We start from the raw sequence: 19475 nt of genomic DNA, 5'->3' as shown, positions 1-19475 counted from the left end.
GCGGCCCGTGCCGTCCACTCAGCGACGGCGCTGGTACAGCGCCTCGACCTCGTGGGCGACGTCCTCGATCAGCTGGCCGCGCTTGAGCTTCTGCGACTGGGTGAGGTGGCCGGACTCCTCCGTCACCACGTGGTCCAGCACGCGGATGCGGCGGATGGCCTCGGCGCGGGACACGGTCTCGTTGGCCTCGTCCACGGCCTCCTGCAGCGCCGCCAGGACCTGGGGGTCCTCCGCCGCCTCGGCCAGCGTGAGGCTGCGCTCGCGGTCCAGGGCCCAGCTGGTCAGCTCGTCCTCGTCCAGCACGATCAGGGCGCCCACGTAGGGGCGGTCGTCGCCGACCACCACGGCGTGGTCCACCAGGCGGTGGCGGCGGATGATCTCCTCGAGCGGCGTGGGGTACACGTTCTTGCCGCCCGCGGTGACGATCACGTCCTTCTTGCGCCCCGTGATGCGCAGGTAGCCGTCCTGGTCCAGGGAGCCCAGGTCGCCCGTGCGGAAGAACTCGCCGTCGAAGCTCTCGGCGGAGGCCTCGGGGCGGCCGTGGTAGCCGCCGAACACCACGGGGCCGGAGACGAGGATCTCGCCGTCCTCGGCGATCCGCACGGCGGCGCCGGCCACGGGCAGGCCCACGGTGCCGATCTTGTGCGCGCCGGGGATGTTCACGGTGGCCGGGGCGGTGGTCTCGGTGAGCCCGTACCCCTCGACGATCGGCACCCCCATGCCGCGGAACACGTGCGTGAGCTCGGGGGAGAGGGCCGAGGCGCCGGAGACGCAGTACCGGACCTGACCGCCCAGGGCCTCGCGCACCTTGCGGTAGACCAGCCGGTCGAACAGCGCCCGACGCGCGGTGAGCGCCACGGAGGGGCCGGGCCCCTCGCCGTGCTCCCGGGCCTGCACCGCCTGGGACCACTCGATGGCCGTGGCCCGCGCCGCCCGGTAGATGCGGCCGGTGCCGGCCTTCTCCGCCTTGGCGGCGATCCCGGACTCGACCTTCTCGAACACGCGCGGCACGGCCAGCAGCCACGTGGGGCGGAAGGAGGCGAGGTCCTTGAGCAGGGTGGCGGTGGAGGGGGCGTGCGCCACCTGGATGCGGCCGTAGAGGCAGATCACCTGCACCGCGTGGGCCAGCACGTGCGCCAGCGGCAGGAACATCAGGGTGCGGGAGGGCTCCGCGTGGCCGCGGCCGACCACCTCGGCGGCGAACTCCAGGACATTGAGGCACGCGGCCGCGAAGTTCCCGTGGGTGATGATGGCGCCCTTGGGCTGGCCCGTGGTGCCGGAGGTGTAGACGATCGAGGCGGGGTCGGCGAGGGTGGCGGCCGCGCGGGCGGCCTCCTGCTCCTCGTCGGGGACGTCCTGCCCCTCGCGGGCCAGTTCGGCGAGGCCCTCGGGCGTCATGGGGAAGGTGTCCACCTCGCACGAGGCGAGCGCCGCCGCCTCGCGGGTGCGCGCGTCCAGCGCGGGGGTGCCGACGGCGGCCAGCACCGCGCCCGAGTCCCCGAGGATGTGCGCCACCTGGTGCGCGGAGGAGGTCTCGTAGACCGGGACGGACACCGCACCGGCGAACCACACGGCCTGGTCCAGGACGGCCCACTCGTAGCTCGTGGCGCCGAACAGGGCCACCCGGTCCCCGCGTCCCACGCCGCGGGCCATCAGGCCCTTGGCCACGGCGCGCACCTGGTCCAGGAACGTGTCGAACCGGACGTCCAGCCAGGCGCCGGCGCCGTTGCGCAGCGCGTACACCGGGGCCTCTGGAGCCTCGGCGGCGGAGGCGAGGATGAGGTCGGTGACGTTGGTCTCGGCCGGGGGCATGCCGACGACGTCCGTGGACGCCTCGGTGGTGGGGGTCTCGTGGTGCACGGGGTCGAGCCTAGCGACCCCGGCGGGCCCGGTCAGGCCCGTGCGCCGGTCCCGGGGTGGGATCCGGGCTCGGAGGTGCGGCTCAGATCCAGCTGTGGAACCACATCCGCAGGCTCCACCACGAGTACGGGATCTGCTCGCCGAGCCACACGGGCAGGAAGAACAGGGACACCGCGGTGGCCGCGGCGAGGTATGCGGCCACCAGCACGCCGCCCCACCGCGGGCCGGGCCGGTGCCCCCGGCGCAGCAGCAGGGAGAGGGCCAGGACGATCATGAGGATCAGGAACGGCTCGTAGGCCACCGTGTAGAAGAAGAACATGGTGCGCTCGGGCCAGCGGAACCACACCACCTGGCCGGCCACGTAGGCGGCCAGCAGGGCCCCGGCGCGCCAGTCCCGGTGGCGCAGGAGCACCGCCACGCACACGAGCACCGCGATCAGGCCCGTCCACCAGATGACGGGGTTGGCGATGTCCGTGATGGCCGCGGAGCACGCCTGGGCGGCGTCCGCGGGGCAGCCGTTCTCCCCGGGCTCGCCGCCCTCGTAGTAGTAGCTCACCGGCCGGCCCATGAAGGGCCAGGTCCAGGGGCTGGAGCCGTACTCGTGGGGGCTGGTGAGCCCCTCGTGGAAGCGGAAGGACTCCTGGTGGTAGTGGATCAGCGAGCGCAGCGGCCCGGGGACCAGCGCCGCGAGGGGGCCCTCCGGCGGGTTGTCCGCGTGCCACTGCCGGTAGTAGCCGTCCTCGGACCGGAACCAGCCGGTCCACGAGGCCAGCCACACGGCCGCGCCGGTGCCCACCACGGCCACGAAGGCGAGCAGGCCGTCCTTCACGACGCCGGCGCGCAGCCAGTCCCGGATGCCGGCGGTACGGCGGGCCTCCATGTCCCACAGCACGGTGAGCAGGCCGAACACGGCCATGAAGGCCAGGCCGGAGAGCTTCACGGCGCAGGCCGCGCCCAGCAGGGCGCCCGCCACGATCCGCCAGGGCCGCCAGCCCAGCCACGGGCCGGAGGCGAGGGGGTCGGCGGAGCGGGTGCCGGCGTCGTACGCGGAGACCTGCGCGGCCAGGCGCCGGGCCAGCAGGCGCCGGCCGTGGTCCCGGTCCAGCAGGAGCGCGCCGAACCCGGCCAGGACGAACACGGACAGGAAGATGTCCAGCAGGCCGATCCGGGACATCACCAGGTGGTGGCCCTCCACGGCCAGCAGCAGACCGGCCAGGGCGCCGAGCGCCACGGAGCGGAACATCCGCTGCGCCACGAGCGTCACCAGGAGCACGGACACCGTCCCCGCCACGGCGGCGCTGAACCGCCAGCCCAGGCCGTTGTCCGGGCCGAACGCCAGCATCCCCAGGCCGATCAGCCACTTGCCCAGCGGCGGGTGGACCACGTAGGCGGCCTCGTCCAGCGGCTGCGCCTCGCCGCGGGCGAAGGCGGCGTCCACGTCCTCGTCCCAGCGGCGCTCGTAGCCGGAGAGCAGCAGGGAGTAGGCGTCCTTGGGGTAGTAGGTCTCGTCGAAGATGAGCCGGTCCGGGAAGGACAGGTTGGTGAACCGCATGACGGCGGCCAGCACCGTGACCAGCAGCGGCACCAGCCAGTGCGCGTGCGTGCGGACCGTGCGCTCCACACCCAGGCGGGCGCGCAGGGCGGCCTCGCCGAAGGGGTGGGAGGGGTCGGCCGCGGTCACGTCCCGGCGGGCCGGGCGGGGGCGGGTGACGAGGGCGGAGGCGGGCACGCGCCCATGCTACGGGCCGGGACGGACGCGGCTAGGCTCGCGGGCATGAGCCCGCAGAGCACCGCCGACGCCGGCCCCGGACGCATCGTCCTGGCCGCCACCCCGCTGGGCAACCTGGGGGACGCCACCGGGCGGCTGCGCGAGCTGCTGGCCACCGCCGACGTGATCGCCGCGGAGGACACCCGGAACACCCGCCGACTCTGCCAGGGGCTCGGGATCACCCCGACCGGGCGGATGGTGGCGCACCACGAGCACAACGAGGCCGCCTCCGCCCAGGGCCTCCTGGACCAGGTACGGGCCGGCGCCACCGTGGTGATGGTCTCCGACGCCGGCATGCCCGCCGTCTCCGACCCCGGCCACCGCCTCGTGGCCGCCGCGGTGGAGGCCGGGCTGCCGGTCACCTGCGCACCGGGGGCCAGCGCCGTGACCACCGCGCTCGCCCTGTCCGGACTCCCCACAGCCCGCTTCGCCTTCGACGGGTTCCTGCCCCGCAAGGACGGGGAGCGGCGCCGCCGCCTCGAGGAGATCCGGGCCGAGGCGCGCACGGTGGTCTACTTCGAGTCCCCGCAGCGCACGGCGGCCGCGCTCGCGGCCGTGGCCGAAGTGCTGGGCGAGGGGCGACCGGCCTGCGTGGCCCGGGAGCTGACCAAGCTGCACGAGGAGGTGGTGCGCGGCACGGCCGGTGAGCTCGCCGCGTGGGCCGCCGAGCGGGAGGCGGGGGAGGGGATCCGCGGGGAGGTGGTCCTCCTGGTGGGTCCGGCCTCCGCGGAGGACGTCGCCCCGGCGTCGGACGCGGACCTGGTGGCGGAGGTCGCCGCGCTCACGGCGTCGGGGACCCGGCTGAAGGAGGCGGTGGCCACGGTGGCCGCCGCGCACGGGCTGCGCAGCCGTGAGCTGTACCAGACCGTGCTCGACGCGCGGCGGGAGTGAGGCAGGCTCGACGGTTCGGCCAGGCTCGCCGCTCCCGGCCGACGCGCACGCGACCGCGGCGCCGTCGCTCACTAGGATCCGGAGCAGGACCGGCGTCCCATCGCGCCGGAATACGGCGCCGGTGCGTCCCGTTCCTCAGCCATGGAGGACGGCGCCGGAGCCGCTCCTCGCTCCACCGACTCGAAAGAGGTGCCCCATGACCGTGACCGACGAGCGCGAGAAGGCCCTGCTGGACTCCGTCCCCACCGGCCTGCTGATCGACGGCCAGTGGCGCGACGCCTCCTCCGGGAAGACCTTCGACGTGAAGGACCCGGCCACCGGCCAGGTCATCGCCAGCCTCCAGGATGCGAACTCGGACGACGCCATGGCCGCCCTCGACGCGGCGTGCGCCGCGCAGGCGGCCTGGGCCCGCACCCCCGCCAAGGAGCGCGCCGACATCCTCCGCCGCGCCTACGACATGATCAACGAGCGCGCCGAGGACTTCGCGCTGCTCATGACCCTGGAGATGGGCAAGCCGCTGGCCGAGGCCCGCGGCGAGGTCGCCTACGGCAACGGCTTCCTGCGCTGGTTCTCCGAGGAGGCCGTGCGCCACTACGGCCGCACCCTGATCATGCCGGAGGGCGCCCTCCGGATGCAGGTGCACCACAAGCCGGTGGGCCCCTGCCTGCTGATCACCCCCTGGAACTTCCCGCTGGCCATGGCCACCCGCAAGGTGGGCCCCGCCGTCGCCGCCGGCTGCACCATGGTGCTCAAGGCCGCCAAGCTGACCCCGCTGACCACGCAGCTCTTCGCGCAGGTCATGCAGGAGGCCGGCCTGCCCAAGGGTGTGCTCAACGTGGTGTCCGGCTCCTCCGCCTCCGCGATCTCCGGCCCGATCATGCAGGACCCCCGCCTGCGCAAGGTGTCCTTCACGGGCTCCACCCCGGTGGGCGTGAAGCTCATGAAGGACGCCGCGGACAACGTCCTGCGCACCTCCATGGAGCTCGGCGGCAACGCGCCCCTGATCGTGTTCGAGGACGCGGACCTGGACAAGGCCGTGGACGGCGCGTTCGCGGCCAAGCTGCGCAACATGGGCGAGGCCTGCACCGCCGCCAACCGCTTCCTGGTGCACGAGTCCGTGGTGGAGGAGTTCACCCAGCGGTTCGTGGCGAAGCTCGAGGCGCTCAAGCCGCTGCGCGGCACGGACCCGGAGTCCACCCTCGGCCCGATCGTGGACGAGGGCGCCCGTGACGACATCCACGAGCTGGTCACCCGCGCCGTGGAGGCCGGCGGCGAGATCCTCACCGGCGGCGAGAAGATCGAGGGCGACGGCTACTTCTACGCCCCCACCGCGCTGAAGGTGCAGAAGGGCAACCCGATCCTGCAGGAGGAGATCTTCGGCCCCGTGGCGCCGATCGTCACCTTCTCCACGGAGCAGGAGGCCATCGAGATGGCCAATGACACCGTGTACGGCCTGGCCTCCTACGTGTTCACCGAGGACGCCGCGCGCATGTACCGCGTGGCCGAGCAGATCGACTTCGGCATCCTGGGCGCCAACGTCGGCGTGGTCTCCAACCCGGCTGCCCCGTTCGGCGGCGTCAAGCAGTCCGGTCTCGGCCGTGAGGGCGGCGCCGAGGGCATCGAGGAGTACACCACGGTGCAGTACGTCGGCATCCCGGACCCGTTCGCCGGGCAGAAGGCCTGACCCCGCCGGGCGCCGCAGCGCCCGATCCTCACGACGCCGGTCCAGTCACCTCGGCGAGGTGACGGGACCGGCGTCGTCCGTAGAGTGGGGACCATGCCCGATCAGACGTCCACGCCCGATCCCTCCGCGCCCCAGGCCTACCGCACTCCGGAGGCACCCGCCGTCACCGAGGACGGGGGCCCCCGGCGGGACACCCGCGAGGAGAAGACCGGGAAGAAGCGCCGTCTGGAGTATCCGCCGGCGCCCGAGCCGCTATCCGTTCCCGTGGTGGACAACCACACGCACCTGGACTTCCGGGACGGCCTCGTCCGGGTGGACGTGCACCAGGCCATGGACGCCGCCGAGGCCGTGGGCGTGGTGGGGGCCGTGCAGGTGGCCTGCGACGTCGAGTCGGCCCGGTTCACCGTGCAGGCCGTGGAGGCCGAGTCCCGCCTCCTCGGGGCGATCGCCCTGCACCCCAACGACGCCGCCCGGCTCACCGCGCGCGGGGAGTTCGAGGAGGCGTTCGCGGTGATCGAGGAGCTCGCCGCGCATCCCCGCGTGCGGGCGGTGGGGGAGACCGGCCTGGACTACTTCCGCACGCGGGAGGCGGAGGGGCATGCCGCCCAGCAGGAGTCCTTCCGGCGGCACATCCGACTGGCCCGCCGGCTCGGCAAGGCCCTGCAGATCCACGACCGGGACGCCCACGAGGACGTCGTCCGGATCCTGCTCGAGGAGGAGGCCGACGGCGGTCTGCCCCCGCACGTGGTGTTCCACTGCTTCTCCGGCGGACCCGATCTCGCTCGTGTCTGTGCGGAGCACGGCTGGCATGCCTCCTTCGCCGGGCCCGTGACCTTCAAGGCCAACGACGAGCTGCGGGAGGCCCTCCGGCTCATGCCGCAGGAGCGGATCCTGGTGGAGACCGACGCCCCGTTCCTCACCCCGCATCCGCACCGCGGCCAGCCCAATGCGCCGTACCTCATCCCCCTGACGCTTCGTGGCATGGCGGAGGCGCGCGGCGAGGACGTGGCGGACCTGGCCCGCGCGGTCGCGGAGACGACGCGGAGGGTCTACGGGGAGTTCTGAGGGCTGAGAAAGGTCCGGTCTCGCACCCGAGCGGTGCGAGATCCCCGTGCAGGTGCGCCCACTACGATGGCGGGCGTGATCTCCCGCCTTCTCAAGAGCCGCCTGCCTGACGGGACGCAGTACCTCGTGGACAAGCCCATGCGCGTCCGCCTGGGCTTCGTCGTGGTCGGCTCGATCCTCGTGGCGGTGCTGGAGATGGCCGCGCTGGCCTCCATCCTCCCCCTGGTCAACATCCTGACGACCGGCACACCGGGTGTGGCCGTCCTCGAGGGGGTGCTCCAGGGCTGGGGCGTGAGCACCACCGCGGGGTACGCCATCACGTTCGCCGGTGTGGTGGTGTTGGCCTTCTTCCTCAAAGCGGTGCTCGTCCTCAGCTTCCGCTGGTGGGCCATGGGGTTCACCAACCGGAACCTCATCGAGACGTCGTCCAAGCTGCTGCGCTATTACCTGCGCGCCGACTATGGTCTGCATCTCACGCGCACCGTGGGCACCCTGGTCAACAACGTGACCGGCACTGTCGGCATGGCCTACACGGGCGTGATCAGCGGCTCCGTGACTCTCCTGACGGACGCGGTGACGCTCGTCGCCGTCGCCCTGGTGGTCGGCGTCGCCATGCCGCTCACGGCCCTGGGCATGGCCGCCTACTTCCTGGTCATCACACTGATCCTGAAGTACTGGATCCGGCGTCCTGCTTCGCGGCTCGGATGGACGCTGGTGGTCACGGGGGAGCGCTCGGGCACCGCAGCACTGCAGGGCCTGGAGAACTACAAGGATGTCAAGATCCGGGGCAATGACTCCGCCTTCATGCACGAGTACCGGGACGCCCGTACGGAGAACGCTGCCGCTGTCCGCCTCAAGATGATCCTCACCATGATGCCCCGGTACGTGCTGGAGGTCGCCTTCGTCGTGGCCATCGCGCTGCTGGTGGCGGTCACGTTCCTGACGGGGAGGGGGGAGCAGGCGTTCAGCTCCCTCGCCCTTCTGGCGATGGCCGGTTTCCGGGTGCTCCCCTCGATGGCCTCGATCATGGCGACCTCCAATGAGATCCGCACGTCCTGGCCCGCCTTCGAGCGCACCGTCGAGGAGTTGAAGGACGCGCAGCCGGTGCTCGACGCCGCCGACCGGGCGTACGAGACCATCGACTTCACCCGGTCCCTCGAGGTCAGGAATGCGAGCTTCACGTACCCCGGCAAGGACGAGCCGGTGCTCAAGGAGATCGACTTGACGATCCCCTTCGGCTCCTCCTTCGCTTTCGTGGGGGGCAGCGGTGCCGGCAAGACCACCCTGGTGGACCTGCTCATCGGATTCCACCATGCGCAGCGGGGTGGCGTGTTCGTGGACGGCCGAGAGCTCGAGCCCAACCCTCGCGGCTGGTGGGATCACGTGGGTTTCGTCCCCCAGTCCGTCACCGTGGTCAACGGCACAGTGCTCCAGAACGTACTTCTGGACGCCGAGGCCGTGGCCACCGCCGACCGCGCCGAGGTGGAGCGCGTCCTGCGGGACGCGCAGCTCGGCGAGTGGCTGGACGCCCTCCCCGACGGGCTGGACACGGTGATCGGCGAGGGTGCCGTGGGCGTGTCCGGCGGGCAGCGCCAGCGCCTGGGCATCGCCCGCGCCCTGTACCGCAGGCCCCGTCTCCTGGTGATGGACGAGGCCACCTCCGCCCTGGACAACCTCACCGAGCGCAAGGTCACCGAGGTGATCGAGTCCCTCAGCGGCCGCATCACCGTGATCGTGGTGGCGCACCGCCTGTCCACCGTGAAGCGGTGCGACCAGATCGTCCTCATGGACCAGGGCCGCGTGGTCGGCCAGGGCACGTTCGCCGGCCTCCAGCTGACCAGCCCGGAGTTCCGGGAACTCGTCAAGCTCGGCGACCTCTCCGCCTGAGGCCTCCCGGTGCCGCCGGCTCCCGCCCGTAGCGTGTCGGTCCCGCCGGTAGACTCGCCGGCATGGTCCAGCCCCCCGACACCGCCGCCACCGCGCCCCTCCTGAGCGCCGCTGACGTGCGCCGTCTGGCGGCCGAGCTGGACCTGCGGCCCACCAAGCAGTGGGGCCAGAACTTCGTGATCGACCCCAACACGATCCGCCGGATCGTGGCGGCCGCGGACCTGGCCCCGGACGAGCACGTCCTGGAGATCGGACCCGGCCTGGGCTCCCTCACGCTCGGCCTCCTGGACGCCGCGGCCGCCGTCACCGCCGTGGAGATCGACCCGGTCACGGCCGCCCGACTGCCTCGGACCGCCGGCGAGTTCCGCCCCGAGCGCGCGGCCGACCTCGCGGTGCTCCACGCGGACGCCCTGGCCCTGTCCGCGGAGCAGATCGACGCCGTCCGCCCGCCCGTCGCGGCCACCGGCCCCACCGCGCTGGTGGCGAACCTGCCCTACAACGTGGCCGTCCCCGTGCTCCTGCACGCCCTCGCCGAGCTGCCGGGGCTGCGCCACGGTCTCGTCATGGTCCAGGAGGAGGTGGCGGACCGCCTGGCCGCCCCGCCCGGGTCCCGCACCTACGGCGTGCCCTCGGCGAAGGCCGCCTGGTACGCGGACGTCCGCAAGGCCGGCGTGATCGGCACCCAGGTGTTCTGGCCCGCCCCGCGCATCCACTCCGGGCTGGTGGCCTTCACCCGCCGGGAGCCCCCGGTGGACTCCGTGGCCCGGACGGACGTGTTCGCCGTCGTGGACGCCGCCTTCGCCCAGCGCCGCAAGACCCTCCGCGCGGCCCTGGCCTCGTGGGCCGGCTCGCCCGCCCTGGCGGAGGAGACGCTCCTCGCCGCAGGCGTGGACCCGAAGGCGCGCGGGGAGTCCCTGGACATCGCCGCGTTCGCGCGGATCGCGGCGCACCGCCCGGACGCGTCGCGGCGGCAGGGGGCCTGCGCATGAGCGCGCCCTCGTCCGCGCGGCACGTCACCGCCACCGCCCCCGGCAAGGTCAACCTCTCCCTTCGGGTGGGGCCGCCGCGCCCGGACGGCTACCACCCGGTGGCCAGCGTCTACCTGGCCGTGAGCCTCCGGGAGGCCGTCACCGCCACGGCCCGCCCGGACGGCCGGATCACCGTGGGTCCCAGCAGCCGTCAGGTCAGCCTCGTGGACACCACGGACGTCCCGTGGGACGAGCGCAACCTCGCCCACCGTGCCGCCGTGCACCTGCGCTCGCACCTGGGTCTGGACCCCGAGACCCACGGCGTGGACCTCGAGGTCGCCAAACAGGTGCCCGTGGCCGGCGGCATGGGTGGGGGCTCGGCCGACGCCGCCGCCGCCCTCATGGCCTGCGCGGCCCTGTGGGACACCGGCCTCACGCGCGCCCGCCTCGCGGAGATCGCCGAGCCGCTCGGTGCCGACGTGCCGTTCGCCGTGCTCGGCGGTGCCGCCGTCGGGCTCGGCACCGGTGCCGACCTCACCCCCGTGGCCGCCCGTCGGCCCGTCCACCTCGTCCTCCTGCCCGCCGACGCCGGCCTCTCCACGCCCGTGGTGTTCCGCACCCTGGACGAGCTGCGCGCCGCCGGCCGCGCTCCCGCCGGCCGGGACGTGCCCGAGGTGGACGAGGACGTGGTCCGCGCCCTCACGCGGGCGGACCCGCTGGCCCTGGCCACCGCCATGGAGAACGACCTCCAGGCCCCCGCCGTCGCGCTGTTCCCCGAGCTCTCCGACGTCATGGACGTGGCCATGGACGAGGGAGCCCTCCGCGCCATGGTCTCCGGCTCCGGCCCCACCCTGCTCCTGGCCGCCCACAGCGAGCAGGACGCCCTGCGCCTGGCCACGGCGGTGGAGGAGCGCACCGGGGTGGCCGCACTGCCCGTGCACGGGCCCGTGCCCGGCGCCCACGTCCTCTGACCCGCCGCCCCCACCCGTCTCGAAAGGCCCCACCCCTCATGGCCCACCTGCTCGGCGCCGAGAACATCGGCATCTCCTTCGGCACCCGCTCCGTCCTGGAGGGGCTGTCCCTCGGCGTGGACGAGGGGGACCGGATCGGCCTGGTGGGCCGCAACGGGGACGGCAAGTCCACCCTGATGCGCATCCTCGCCGGGCTGCAGGAGCCGGACACCGGCCGCGTGACCCGCCGCGGCGGCGTGCGTGTGGGCGTGCTGGACCAGCGGGACGTCCTGGACCCGGAGGACACGGTGCGCCATGCCGTGGTGGGGGACGTGGACGACCACGTCTGGGCCTCGGACGCCAAGATCCGGGACGTGCTCACCGGCCTGCTCTCCGGCCTGGACCTCGAGCAGACCGTCGCCGGGCTCTCCGGCGGCCAGCGCCGACGCGTCGCGCTGGCCCGTCTGCTGGCGGGGGACGACGACGTCCTCTTCCTCGACGAGCCCACCAACCACCTGGACGTGGAGGGCGTGGCCTGGCTGGCCCGCCACCTGCAGCAGCGCTGGCGCCCCACCGACGGCGGTCTGGTGGTGGTCACCCACGACCGCTGGTTCCTGGACGCGGTCTGCACCCGCACGTGGGAGGTGCACGACGCCACCGTGGACCCGTTCGACGGCGGCTACGCGGCCTGGATCCTGGCCCGCGCCGAGCGGTCCCGGCAGGCACAGGTCACCGAGCAGAAGCGCCAGCAGCTGATGAAGAAGGAGCTCGCCTGGCTGCGCCGCGGGGCTCCGGCCCGCACCTCCAAGCCCAAGTTCCGCATCGAGGCGGCCAACGCGATCATCGCGGACGTCCCCGAGCCGCGGGACACCGTCTCCCTGGCCAAGACCGCCACGGCCCGGCTGGGCAAGGACGTGATCGACCTCGAGGACGTCTCCCTCACCCTGGGGGACAAGCGGATCCTCGACGGCGTCACCCTGCGCCTGGCCCCGGGCGAGCGCCTGGGCGTGGTGGGCGTCAACGGCGCCGGCAAGTCGACGCTGCTGCGCCTGCTGGACGGGGCGCTCACCCCGGACTCCGGCCGCATGAAGCGCGGCAAGACGGTGGTCTCCGCCACCCTCACCCAGGACGTGAAGGAGCTCGACGACGTCGCCCACCTCCGCGTGGCCGAGGTCATGGCACGCGAGGGGTCCGCGTTCCAGGTGGGGGACAAGGAGATGTCCCCCGGGCAGCTGCTGGAGATGCTCGGCTTCGGCACCTCCCGGCAGTGGACCCAGGTGTCCGAGCTCTCCGGCGGCGAGCGCCGCCGTCTTCAGCTGCTGCGCCTGCTGGTGGGGGAGCCCAACGTGCTCATGCTGGACGAGCCCACCAACGACCTGGACACGGACACCCTCGCGGCGGTCGAGGACGTCCTGGACGGCTGGCCGGGCACCCTCGTCGTCGTCTCCCACGACCGCTACCTGCTCGAGCGCGTCACGGACCACCAGGTGGCCCTGCTCGGGGACGGGAAGGTCCGGGGCCTGCCCGGCGGCGTGGAGCAGTACCTCGAGCTGCGCGCCGCCATGGACGCCGACGCCGCCCCCCGGCCCACGCGCGGCCGCGGCGACGCCGAGGGCACATGCCGCGGGATGGGGGGCGGCGAGGAGGCCGCCCCCGAGGCGTCCGAGGCGGAGCGCCGCCGGGCCCGCAAGGACATGGCGCGGATCGAGAAGCAGATGGACCGGATCCGCGCCCGCCGCACGGGCCTCGAGTCCCGCATGGCGGAGCTCGGCCAGGCGCAGCGGTTCGACGAGCTCTCCGCCGTGTCCGCCGAGGCGGGCGAACTCGCGGAGGAGCTGGACTCCCTCGAACTCGAGTGGCTCGAGGCGGCGGAACTCGCGGGGTGACCAGCGCTCTTGGGTCGGGTGTCCGTCGGCGAACTACTATTGCGTAATGTTGTGCATCGCCTCGGCGGGGGCTGATCGAAGGAGCAGGACGTGACGGAGAGTGTGCACCCGGACCGGGGCCCGGACACCGCGGGCTCCGCCGTCCGCTCGCGCATCCTCGGGGCCTCCTGGGAGCAGGGTCTGCCGCGGCTCGTCCTGGCCGCGGACGTCCTCGCCGTGCTCCTCGCCACGTTCCTCTCCGCGCAGCTGCGCTTCGGCGGCCCGCGCCTCGCGGAGGTGCCCGGCCTGGACGCGCTGGACTACAGCGTTCTGAGCCTGATCCTCAGCGCCCTCTGGGTCATCGCCCTGGGCGTGGACGGGTCCCGGGACATCCGCATCCTGGGCGGCGGCTCGGAGGAGTACAAGCGGGTCCTGCGGGGCACCCTGTACCTGTTCGGCCTGGTCGCCATCGTCTCCTTCGCCGTCGGGCTCGAGATCGCCCGCGGCTACATCGCCCTCGCCCTGCCGATCGGCATCGTCTTCCTCCTCGTCGGCCGCTTCCTGGTGCGAGGCTGGGTCGCCCGACGTCGGCAGGCGGGTGCGTTCCGCCGCCGTCTGCTGCTGATCGGCGGACCCAAGGCCGTGAAGCACGTGTTCGATGCCCTCGACTCCGAGGCCGGCGCGGGCTACCGCCCCGTCATGGCCTTCCTGCCCGGGTACAACCCCCGCCGGCCGGACTTCCTGCCGATCCCGTGCCGCACGGACGTCGAGGGGGTCGAGGGGGTCGTGGAGCAGGTGGGCCACATGGACATCGAGGCCGTGGTGCTGACCTCGGGACACCCCCTCGTCCCCGCGGACGTCCGGCGTCTGGGCTGGGAACTGCAGGAGCGGGGCATCTCGCTGATCATGGCGCCGGCCCTCCTGGACATCGCGGGCCCGCGGCTGCACACCCAGCCCCTCGCGGGCCTCCCCCTGATCCACATCTCCACCCCGCGGCTCTCCCGAGGCAAGGCGTTCACGAAGCGCGTCTTCGACGTCGTCGCGTCCGCTCTCGGGATCGTCGTGATCTCCCCTCTGCTCGCCGCGGTCGCCCTCGCGGTGAAGGCCACCGACGGAGGCCCCGTCCTCTTCCGTCAGCAGCGCATCGGCCTCGGCGGCACGCCGTTCACCATGCTGAAGTTCCGCTCCATGGTGGTGGACGCGGAGGAGCAGAAGGCGCAGCTCGTCTCCGATTCGGGGGACGACAGCGTGCTGTTCAAGATGAAGGACGACCCGCGCGTCACCCGGGTGGGCGGGGTGATCCGCCGCACCAGCATCGACGAGCTGCCCCAGCTCGTCAACGTGCTGCGCGGGGACATGTCCCTCGTCGGACCCCGCCCGCACCTGCCCCACGAGGTGGCGCAGTACGAGCAGTACATGAGCCGCCGCTTCCTGGTCCAGCCCGGCATCACCGGCCTGTGGCAGGTCTCCGGCCGGTCGGACCTGCCGTGGGAGGAGGCCGTGCGCCTGGACCTCTACTACGTGGAGAACTGGTCCATCCTCGGCGATCTGGTCATCCTGGCCCGCACGGTCAAGGCGGTCGCGGCGTCGGACGGCGCGTACTGACGCCCCGTGGAACAATGGAGCGTCGTCGCGCCCGGCGTGGGCCGTGACGCTCCGCCCTGGTGTAATGGCAGCACGCCGGCCTTTGGAGCCGTGCAGTCTAGGTTCGAATCCTAGGGGCGGAACGCCCGCTCCCTGACGGGGAGCACGGTACGCCCCGCTTCCCCGAGCATCAGGAGCCCCGCGCATGACGCAGTCCGCCGCCCGTCCCTCCGCCGTGATCGTGCTGGCCGCGGGCCAGGGCACGCGCATGAAGTCGGCCACGCCGAAGATCATGCACGCCATCGGCGGGCGCTCGCTCGTGGGGCACGCCCTCGCCGCGGCGCAGTCCCTGACGCCGGAGCACCTCGTGGCGGTCGTCCGCCACGAGCGGGACCGCGTGGCGGAGCACATCGAGGCCGTCGCGGACGACCTCGGCATCGCCGGACTGGCGATCGCGGACCAGGACGAGGTCCCCGGCACGGGCCGCGCCGTGGAGCTGGGCCTCGCCGCGCTCCCGGCGGACCTGACCGGCACCGTGGTGGTCACCTACGGCGACGTCCCGCTGCTCACCCCCGAGACGCTCGCCACGCTCGTGGCCACGCACGAGGCGGACGGCAACGCCGTCACCGTGCTCACCGCCACCCTCGAGGACGCCACCGGCTACGGCCGGATCGTGCGGGACGCCGAGGGCCTCGTGGAGCGCATCATGGAGCACAAGGACGCCCTGGCCCACGCCGAGACCACGGGCGACTCCTCCTTCGTGGAGATCGCCGAGGTCAACTCCGGCATCTACGCCTTCGACGCCGCCCTGCTGCGCCGCACCCTGCCGCAGCTGTCCACGGACAACGTGCAGGGGGAGAAGTACCTCACCGACGTGCTGGGCATGGCCCGCGCCGAGGGCGGCCGCGTGGCCTCCGTGGGCACCGCGGACGTGTGGGAGGTCGAGGGCGCCAACGACCGCCGCCAGCTCTCCGACCTGGGCCGCCAGCTCAACGACCGCGTCCTGCGCGGCTGGATGAAGGAGGGCGTGACCGTCGTCGACCCCGCCTCCACGTGGGTGGACGTCACCGTCACCCTCGCCTCGGACGTCACCCTCAAGCCCGGCACCCAGCTGCACGGGTCCACCGAGGTGGCCACGGGCGCCGCGATCGGCCCGGACTCCACGCTGACGGACACCACGGTGGGGGAGGGCGCCGTCGTGAAGCGCACGGACGCCACGGAGGCCGTGATCGGCGCCGGTGCCACCGTGGGCCCCTTCACCTACCTGCGCCCGGGCACCGTGCTCGGCGAGGAGGGCAAGATCGGCGCGTTCTACGAGACCAAGAAGGTCACCATCGGCCGCGGCGCGAAGCTCTCCCACCTGGGCTACGCCGGGGACGCGGAGATCGGCGAGTACGCCAACATCGGCTGCGGCAACATCACCGCCAACTACGACGGCGTGGACAAGCACCGCACCGTGATCGGCTCCCACGTGCGCACCGGATCGAACACCGTGTTCATCGCTCCGGTGACCGTGGGCGACGGCGCGTACACCGGGGCCGGCGCCACCGTGCGCGAGGACGTGCCGGCCGGGGCGCTGGCCCTGAACGCCGTGGACCAGCGGAACGTGGACGGCTGGGTGGTCTCCCGTCGGGCGGGCACCGCCTCCGCCGACGCCGCGCGCGCGGCCGGCGCCGTGGGGCGGGACGAGGCGCCCGGCCGGGCCGAGGGCGACGAGCGGGCCTGATCCCGCACCTAGGATGGAACGCGGTGCCGGACGGCGCCGCGCACACGAGCAGGGAACTGAGGACAGGGGACGTCATGACGGAACTGAGCCGGAGCGAGGACAAGCGACTGGTGCTGGCGGCCGGGCGGGCCCACCCGGAGCTGGCGCAGGAGATCGCGGAGTGCCTCGGCACCGAGCTGCTGCCCCTGAGCGCGTACGACTTCGCCAACGGGGAGATCTACGTGCGCTCGGGGGAGTCGGTGCGCGGCAAGGACGTGTTCGTCATCCAGTCCCACCCGGCGCCGCTGAACAACCACCTCATGGAGCAGCTGATCATGGTGGACTCCATGAAGCGTGCCTCCGCCCGCCGGATCACCGTGGTGTCCCCGTTCTACCCGTACGCGCGCCAGGACAAGAAGGGCCGGGGCCGCGAGCCCATCTCCGCCCGCCTGGTGGCGGACCTCTACCACACCGCCGGTGCCTCTCGCATCATGTCCGTGGACCTGCACACCGCGCAGATCCAGGGCTTCTTCGACGGCCCGGTGGACCACCTCTTCGCCATCCCGCTGCTCGCCGACTACATCCGGGGCCGCGTGGAGGGGGAGCAGGTCACCGTGGTGTCCCCGGACACCGGCCGTGTGCGCGTGGCGGAGCAGTGGGCGGACCGCCTGGGCGGCGTGCCGCTGGCGTTCGTGCACAAGTCCCGTGACCTCACCACCCCGAACAAGGCTGAGTCCAAGACCGTGGTGGGCGACATCGAGGGCCGCGTCTGCGTGCTGATCGACGACATGATCGACACGGGCGGCACCATCTCCGGCGCCGTGCGGATCCTCAAGGAGGCCGGTGCGAAGGACGTCATCATCGCCGCGACCCACGCGGTGTTCTCCGACCCGGCCGCGCAGCGCCTGGGCGACTCGGGGGCGCGCGAGGTGGTGGTGACCAACACCCTGCCCCTCCCGGAGGAGAAGCGCTTCGACAACCTCACGGTGCTGTCCATCGCGCCGCTGATCGCCCGCGCCATCCGCGAGGTGTTCGAGGACGGCTCGGTGACCAGCCTCTTCGACGGGGACGCTTGAGCCATGGCCCACACCCCCGCCGCGCGCGGTGAGGACGGCGCCCCGGCGTCGTCGTCGGCCACCGCCGCCCCCGAGCGCCGCGGGCCGCGGTTGCCGTTCTGGGCCTCGGTGCTGCTGAACGTGGTCATCGCGCTCACCGTGGTGGCCGTGGTCCAGGCGTTCTGGGTCAAGGTCTACTCCGTGCCCTCGGGCTCCATGGAGGAGACCCTCCAGGTGGGGGACCGCATCCTCGTCAACCGCACCGCCTACCCGGACGGCATGGCCGAGCCCCAGGACGTGGTGGTGTTCGCCGCCAACGAGGACTGGGCCATGGACATGGGTCCGGAGGGGCCGGTGGAGAACGCGGTGCGCACCTTCGGCGACGTCACCGGCATCGGCCGCTCGCACGAGCAGGCCCTGGTCAAGCGCGTGATCGGCACCGAGGGCCAGACCGTGGAGTGCTGCTCCGCCGAGGGCGCCGTGCTCGTGGACGGGGAGCCTCTGGAGGAGCCCTACATCCACCGGGACCTGCCGTTCGTGCCGGGTCAGCTGGACTGCGAGTCCACGCAGGCGCGCTCGCCGCGGTGCTTCGGACCCGTCACGGTGCCCGAGCGCTCCATGCTGGTGCTGGGGGACCACCGGTCCAACTCGGCGGACTCCGTGATCGACTGCCGGGGCGTGACGGCCGAGGAGGCCGGGGACTGCGCCCGGTTCATCCGGGACGAGGACGTGGTGGGCGAGGTGTTCTTCACCCTCTGGCCGCCCAGCAACTGGGGCACGCCGTGAGCTGAGCCGTCATCGTGACGGGCCCGGTCCCTCCGCACGGAGGGACCGGGCCCGTCCGCGTCACCGGCGGTGGTCCTCCGCAGAAGCCGCGTCGGCGCGGGGGTCCTCCTGCCACACCACGCCCTGCTGGACAAGGGCGGCCACGGCCTCCCCGAGCCGCTCCGGGGCGCCGTCCGGCACCGGGCCCAGGTCCGTGAGCTCCGCCAGCAGCTCGGGTGCCGTCCGGGGGGTGTCCAGCAGCAGCCACAGGGCGGGACCGAGACCGTCCAGGATGATCAGCTGCTGGCCCATGAGCAGCACCAGCCGGCCGTCCGCCAGCTCGATCCCGCAGTCCGCGGCCGCGCGGTGAACCCGCGCGGTCCCGGACGCGTCGTCCGCCGCAGGCCCGGCCGCGATTCCCGCGGAGGCGGCGATCTCGGCATCGTCGAGGGCCTCCCACTCCGGCTCCACCGGCGCCGGCTCCGCCGCGAGCAGCGCGTCCACCACGGGGCGCAGGTCCTCCGCCTCCGCGTACACGAGCCGCTGGACGCCGCCCAGGCGGTCCAGGGTGCGGCACAGGGTCACCAGTCCACGCTCCAGATGGGCCAGGGACGAGGTCTGGGGCACGAGCAGCACGAGGGCCTCGGCCAGGTCCATCCGCTCGGCGCGCGCCGCGACGTCCTCCTCCGCGGCGTCCCGCTCCCGATCCAGGACCGCCACGCGCCGCAGGACGGCCGGCACGTCCGGGCCGAGGCCGAGCTCGTCCGGGCTGACCTGGCGCTTGGGGCGCCGCCCGTCCTGCAGGAGGGAGAGGGGCTTGGGGTAGGGGGTGACCGAGAGGTCCTCGACGTCCACCATGGCGGTCTCGTCCGTGAGGTAGGCGTAGTGCGGTCCCAGCCGGCGGGTGGCGGTGGTCTTGCCGGTCCCGGAGGCGGCGGCGAGCAGCACGGCGGCCCCGGTGGCGGGATCCGCCAGACAGGCCGCGTGGAACATCAGGTCCCGGCCGCGGCCGGACTCGATGGTCCGCGAGGTGGCGCGGTAGACGAGTGTCTCGTGGAAGTCGTCCCAGGGCTGGTCCGGCCGGGTGCGGCGGTCCAGGTCCGGCTCGGCGGCGTGAGCGCCGTCCAGCGGCTCGGGGGAGCAGCGAGACCAGTTCCGGGCGATCTCCGCCTGCTCCGCCTCGTCCAGGCCGCCGACCACGAAGTCCGTCCGCCCGGTGCGCAGGCGCACCGCCCGGGGCGGGCGCTCCTCGGTCCGGTCGGGGGTGCCGGGGGCCATGGGGACTCCTGTCCGTCGGTCACGCCCCGCTCTCGGCGGCGCCGGGCGCGGCGGACGGGGGCGGCACGAGGTGGGGGAGGTCGCGCTCGAGTCCGGACCTCCCGGGCAGTCTATCGAGGGGCGGTTCCTATACTGGACGAATGGAGTGTC

At 73.3% G+C, this 19475-nt stretch carries 14 protein-coding genes and 1 tRNA gene; 12 read left to right on the top strand and 3 right to left on the bottom strand.

Translation table 11 applies throughout. The features are described from left to right. Positions 1-18 precede the first annotated feature (18 nt). Both BJ976_RS08400 and BJ976_RS08395 read right to left on the bottom strand, forming a co-directional pair. On the bottom strand, positions 19-1812 hold the full coding sequence (locus tag BJ976_RS08400) for an AMP-dependent synthetase/ligase (protein ID WP_221419675.1): 1794 nt from the start codon (positions 1810-1812) through the stop codon (positions 19-21). Between the two features lie 130 nt (positions 1813-1942). Next, positions 1943-3589 (bottom strand): dolichyl-phosphate-mannose--protein mannosyltransferase, encoded by a 1647-nt coding sequence (locus tag BJ976_RS08395; protein WP_135028976.1) that lies wholly within the window; start codon positions 3587-3589, stop codon positions 1943-1945. A gap of 45 nt (positions 3590-3634) precedes the next feature. Here BJ976_RS08395 and rsmI point away from each other — a divergent pair, with 45 nt between their 5' ends. The 12 genes from rsmI (at position 3635) to lepB (ending at position 18068) form a co-directional block, all read left to right on the top strand. After that, a complete protein-coding gene (rsmI, locus tag BJ976_RS08390; RefSeq protein ID WP_135028978.1) occupies positions 3635-4519 on the top strand; it encodes a 16S rRNA (cytidine(1402)-2'-O)-methyltransferase in 885 nt (294 codons plus the stop codon). 196 nt (positions 4520-4715) lie between these two features. Next, the gene (locus BJ976_RS08385; RefSeq protein WP_135028980.1) at positions 4716-6203 is read left to right on the top strand and encodes an NAD-dependent succinate-semialdehyde dehydrogenase; all 1488 of its coding nucleotides are present in this window, start codon (positions 4716-4718) and stop codon (positions 6201-6203) included. A 93-nt stretch (positions 6204-6296) separates the two neighbouring features. After that, complete coding sequence (locus BJ976_RS08380; RefSeq protein ID WP_135028982.1) at positions 6297-7268, top strand: TatD family hydrolase; 972 nt, start codon at positions 6297-6299, stop codon at positions 7266-7268. Positions 7269-7343: 75 nt separating this feature from the next. Then, a complete protein-coding gene (locus BJ976_RS08375) occupies positions 7344-9155 on the top strand; it encodes an ABC transporter ATP-binding protein (protein ID WP_135028984.1) in 1812 nt (603 codons plus the stop codon). A gap of 62 nt (positions 9156-9217) precedes the next feature. Then, positions 9218-10144 (top strand): 16S rRNA (adenine(1518)-N(6)/adenine(1519)-N(6))-dimethyltransferase RsmA, encoded by a 927-nt coding sequence (gene rsmA / locus BJ976_RS08370; protein WP_135028986.1) that lies wholly within the window; start codon positions 9218-9220, stop codon positions 10142-10144. Next, positions 10141-11094, top strand: coding sequence for a 4-(cytidine 5'-diphospho)-2-C-methyl-D-erythritol kinase (locus BJ976_RS08365; RefSeq protein WP_135028988.1), 954 nt, complete (start codon positions 10141-10143; stop codon positions 11092-11094). The genes rsmA and BJ976_RS08365 overlap by 4 nt, the downstream gene beginning before the upstream one ends. A 38-nt stretch (positions 11095-11132) precedes the next feature. After that, complete coding sequence (locus BJ976_RS08360) at positions 11133-12959, top strand: ABC-F family ATP-binding cassette domain-containing protein (RefSeq protein ID WP_135028990.1); 1827 nt, start codon at positions 11133-11135, stop codon at positions 12957-12959. A 90-nt stretch (positions 12960-13049) separates the two neighbouring features. Further along, on the top strand, positions 13050-14543 hold the full coding sequence (locus BJ976_RS08355) for a sugar transferase (protein WP_135028992.1): 1494 nt from the start codon (positions 13050-13052) through the stop codon (positions 14541-14543). 50 nt (positions 14544-14593) lie between these two features. Next, positions 14594-14665: transfer RNA gene (locus tag BJ976_RS08350), tRNA-Gln, on the top strand. A 62-nt stretch (positions 14666-14727) separates the two neighbouring features. Then, positions 14728-16248: a bifunctional UDP-N-acetylglucosamine diphosphorylase/glucosamine-1-phosphate N-acetyltransferase GlmU gene (glmU, locus tag BJ976_RS08345; protein ID WP_135028994.1), complete on the top strand. Its 1521-nt coding sequence runs from the start codon at positions 14728-14730 to the stop codon at positions 16246-16248. 74 nt (positions 16249-16322) lie between these two features. Beyond that, positions 16323-17303 (top strand): ribose-phosphate diphosphokinase, encoded by a 981-nt coding sequence (locus BJ976_RS08340; protein WP_135028996.1) that lies wholly within the window; start codon positions 16323-16325, stop codon positions 17301-17303. Positions 17304-17306: 3 nt separating this feature from the next. Further along, the gene (gene lepB / locus BJ976_RS08335) at positions 17307-18068 is read left to right on the top strand and encodes a signal peptidase I (RefSeq protein WP_135028998.1); all 762 of its coding nucleotides are present in this window, start codon (positions 17307-17309) and stop codon (positions 18066-18068) included. Positions 18069-18128: 60 nt separating this feature from the next. Here the strand turns inward: lepB and BJ976_RS08330 are convergent, their stop codons facing one another. After that, positions 18129-19325: a hypothetical protein gene (locus BJ976_RS08330; RefSeq protein ID WP_135029000.1), complete on the bottom strand. Its 1197-nt coding sequence runs from the start codon at positions 19323-19325 to the stop codon at positions 18129-18131. Between the last annotated feature and the right edge of the window lie 150 nt (positions 19326-19475).

Origin of the sequence: Micrococcus flavus (genome assembly GCF_014204815.1) — a bacterium.
GTDB classification, from domain to species: domain Bacteria; phylum Actinomycetota; class Actinomycetes; order Actinomycetales; family Micrococcaceae; genus Micrococcus; species Micrococcus flavus.
Note: the sequence above shows the minus strand (reverse complement) of the source record. Positions and strands in the feature narration are given on the sequence as shown.

Coding starts and splice junctions, on each gene's coding strand:
- BJ976_RS08400 (WP_221419675.1), bottom strand. CDS start 1,812: ATGCCCCCGGCCGAGACCAACGTCACCGACCTCATCCTCGCCTCCGCC.
- rsmI (WP_135028978.1), top strand. CDS start 3,635: ATGAGCCCGCAGAGCACCGCCGACGCCGGCCCCGGACGCATCGTCCTG.
- BJ976_RS08385 (WP_135028980.1), top strand. CDS start 4,716: ATGACCGTGACCGACGAGCGCGAGAAGGCCCTGCTGGACTCCGTCCCC.
- BJ976_RS08380 (WP_135028982.1), top strand. CDS start 6,297: ATGCCCGATCAGACGTCCACGCCCGATCCCTCCGCGCCCCAGGCCTAC.
- rsmA (WP_135028986.1), top strand. CDS start 9,218: ATGGTCCAGCCCCCCGACACCGCCGCCACCGCGCCCCTCCTGAGCGCC.
- BJ976_RS08365 (WP_135028988.1), top strand. CDS start 10,141: ATGAGCGCGCCCTCGTCCGCGCGGCACGTCACCGCCACCGCCCCCGGC.
- BJ976_RS08360 (WP_135028990.1), top strand. CDS start 11,133: ATGGCCCACCTGCTCGGCGCCGAGAACATCGGCATCTCCTTCGGCACC.
- glmU (WP_135028994.1), top strand. CDS start 14,728: ATGACGCAGTCCGCCGCCCGTCCCTCCGCCGTGATCGTGCTGGCCGCG.
- BJ976_RS08340 (WP_135028996.1), top strand. CDS start 16,323: ATGACGGAACTGAGCCGGAGCGAGGACAAGCGACTGGTGCTGGCGGCC.
- lepB (WP_135028998.1), top strand. CDS start 17,307: ATGGCCCACACCCCCGCCGCGCGCGGTGAGGACGGCGCCCCGGCGTCG.
- BJ976_RS08330 (WP_135029000.1), bottom strand. CDS start 19,325: ATGGCCCCCGGCACCCCCGACCGGACCGAGGAGCGCCCGCCCCGGGCG.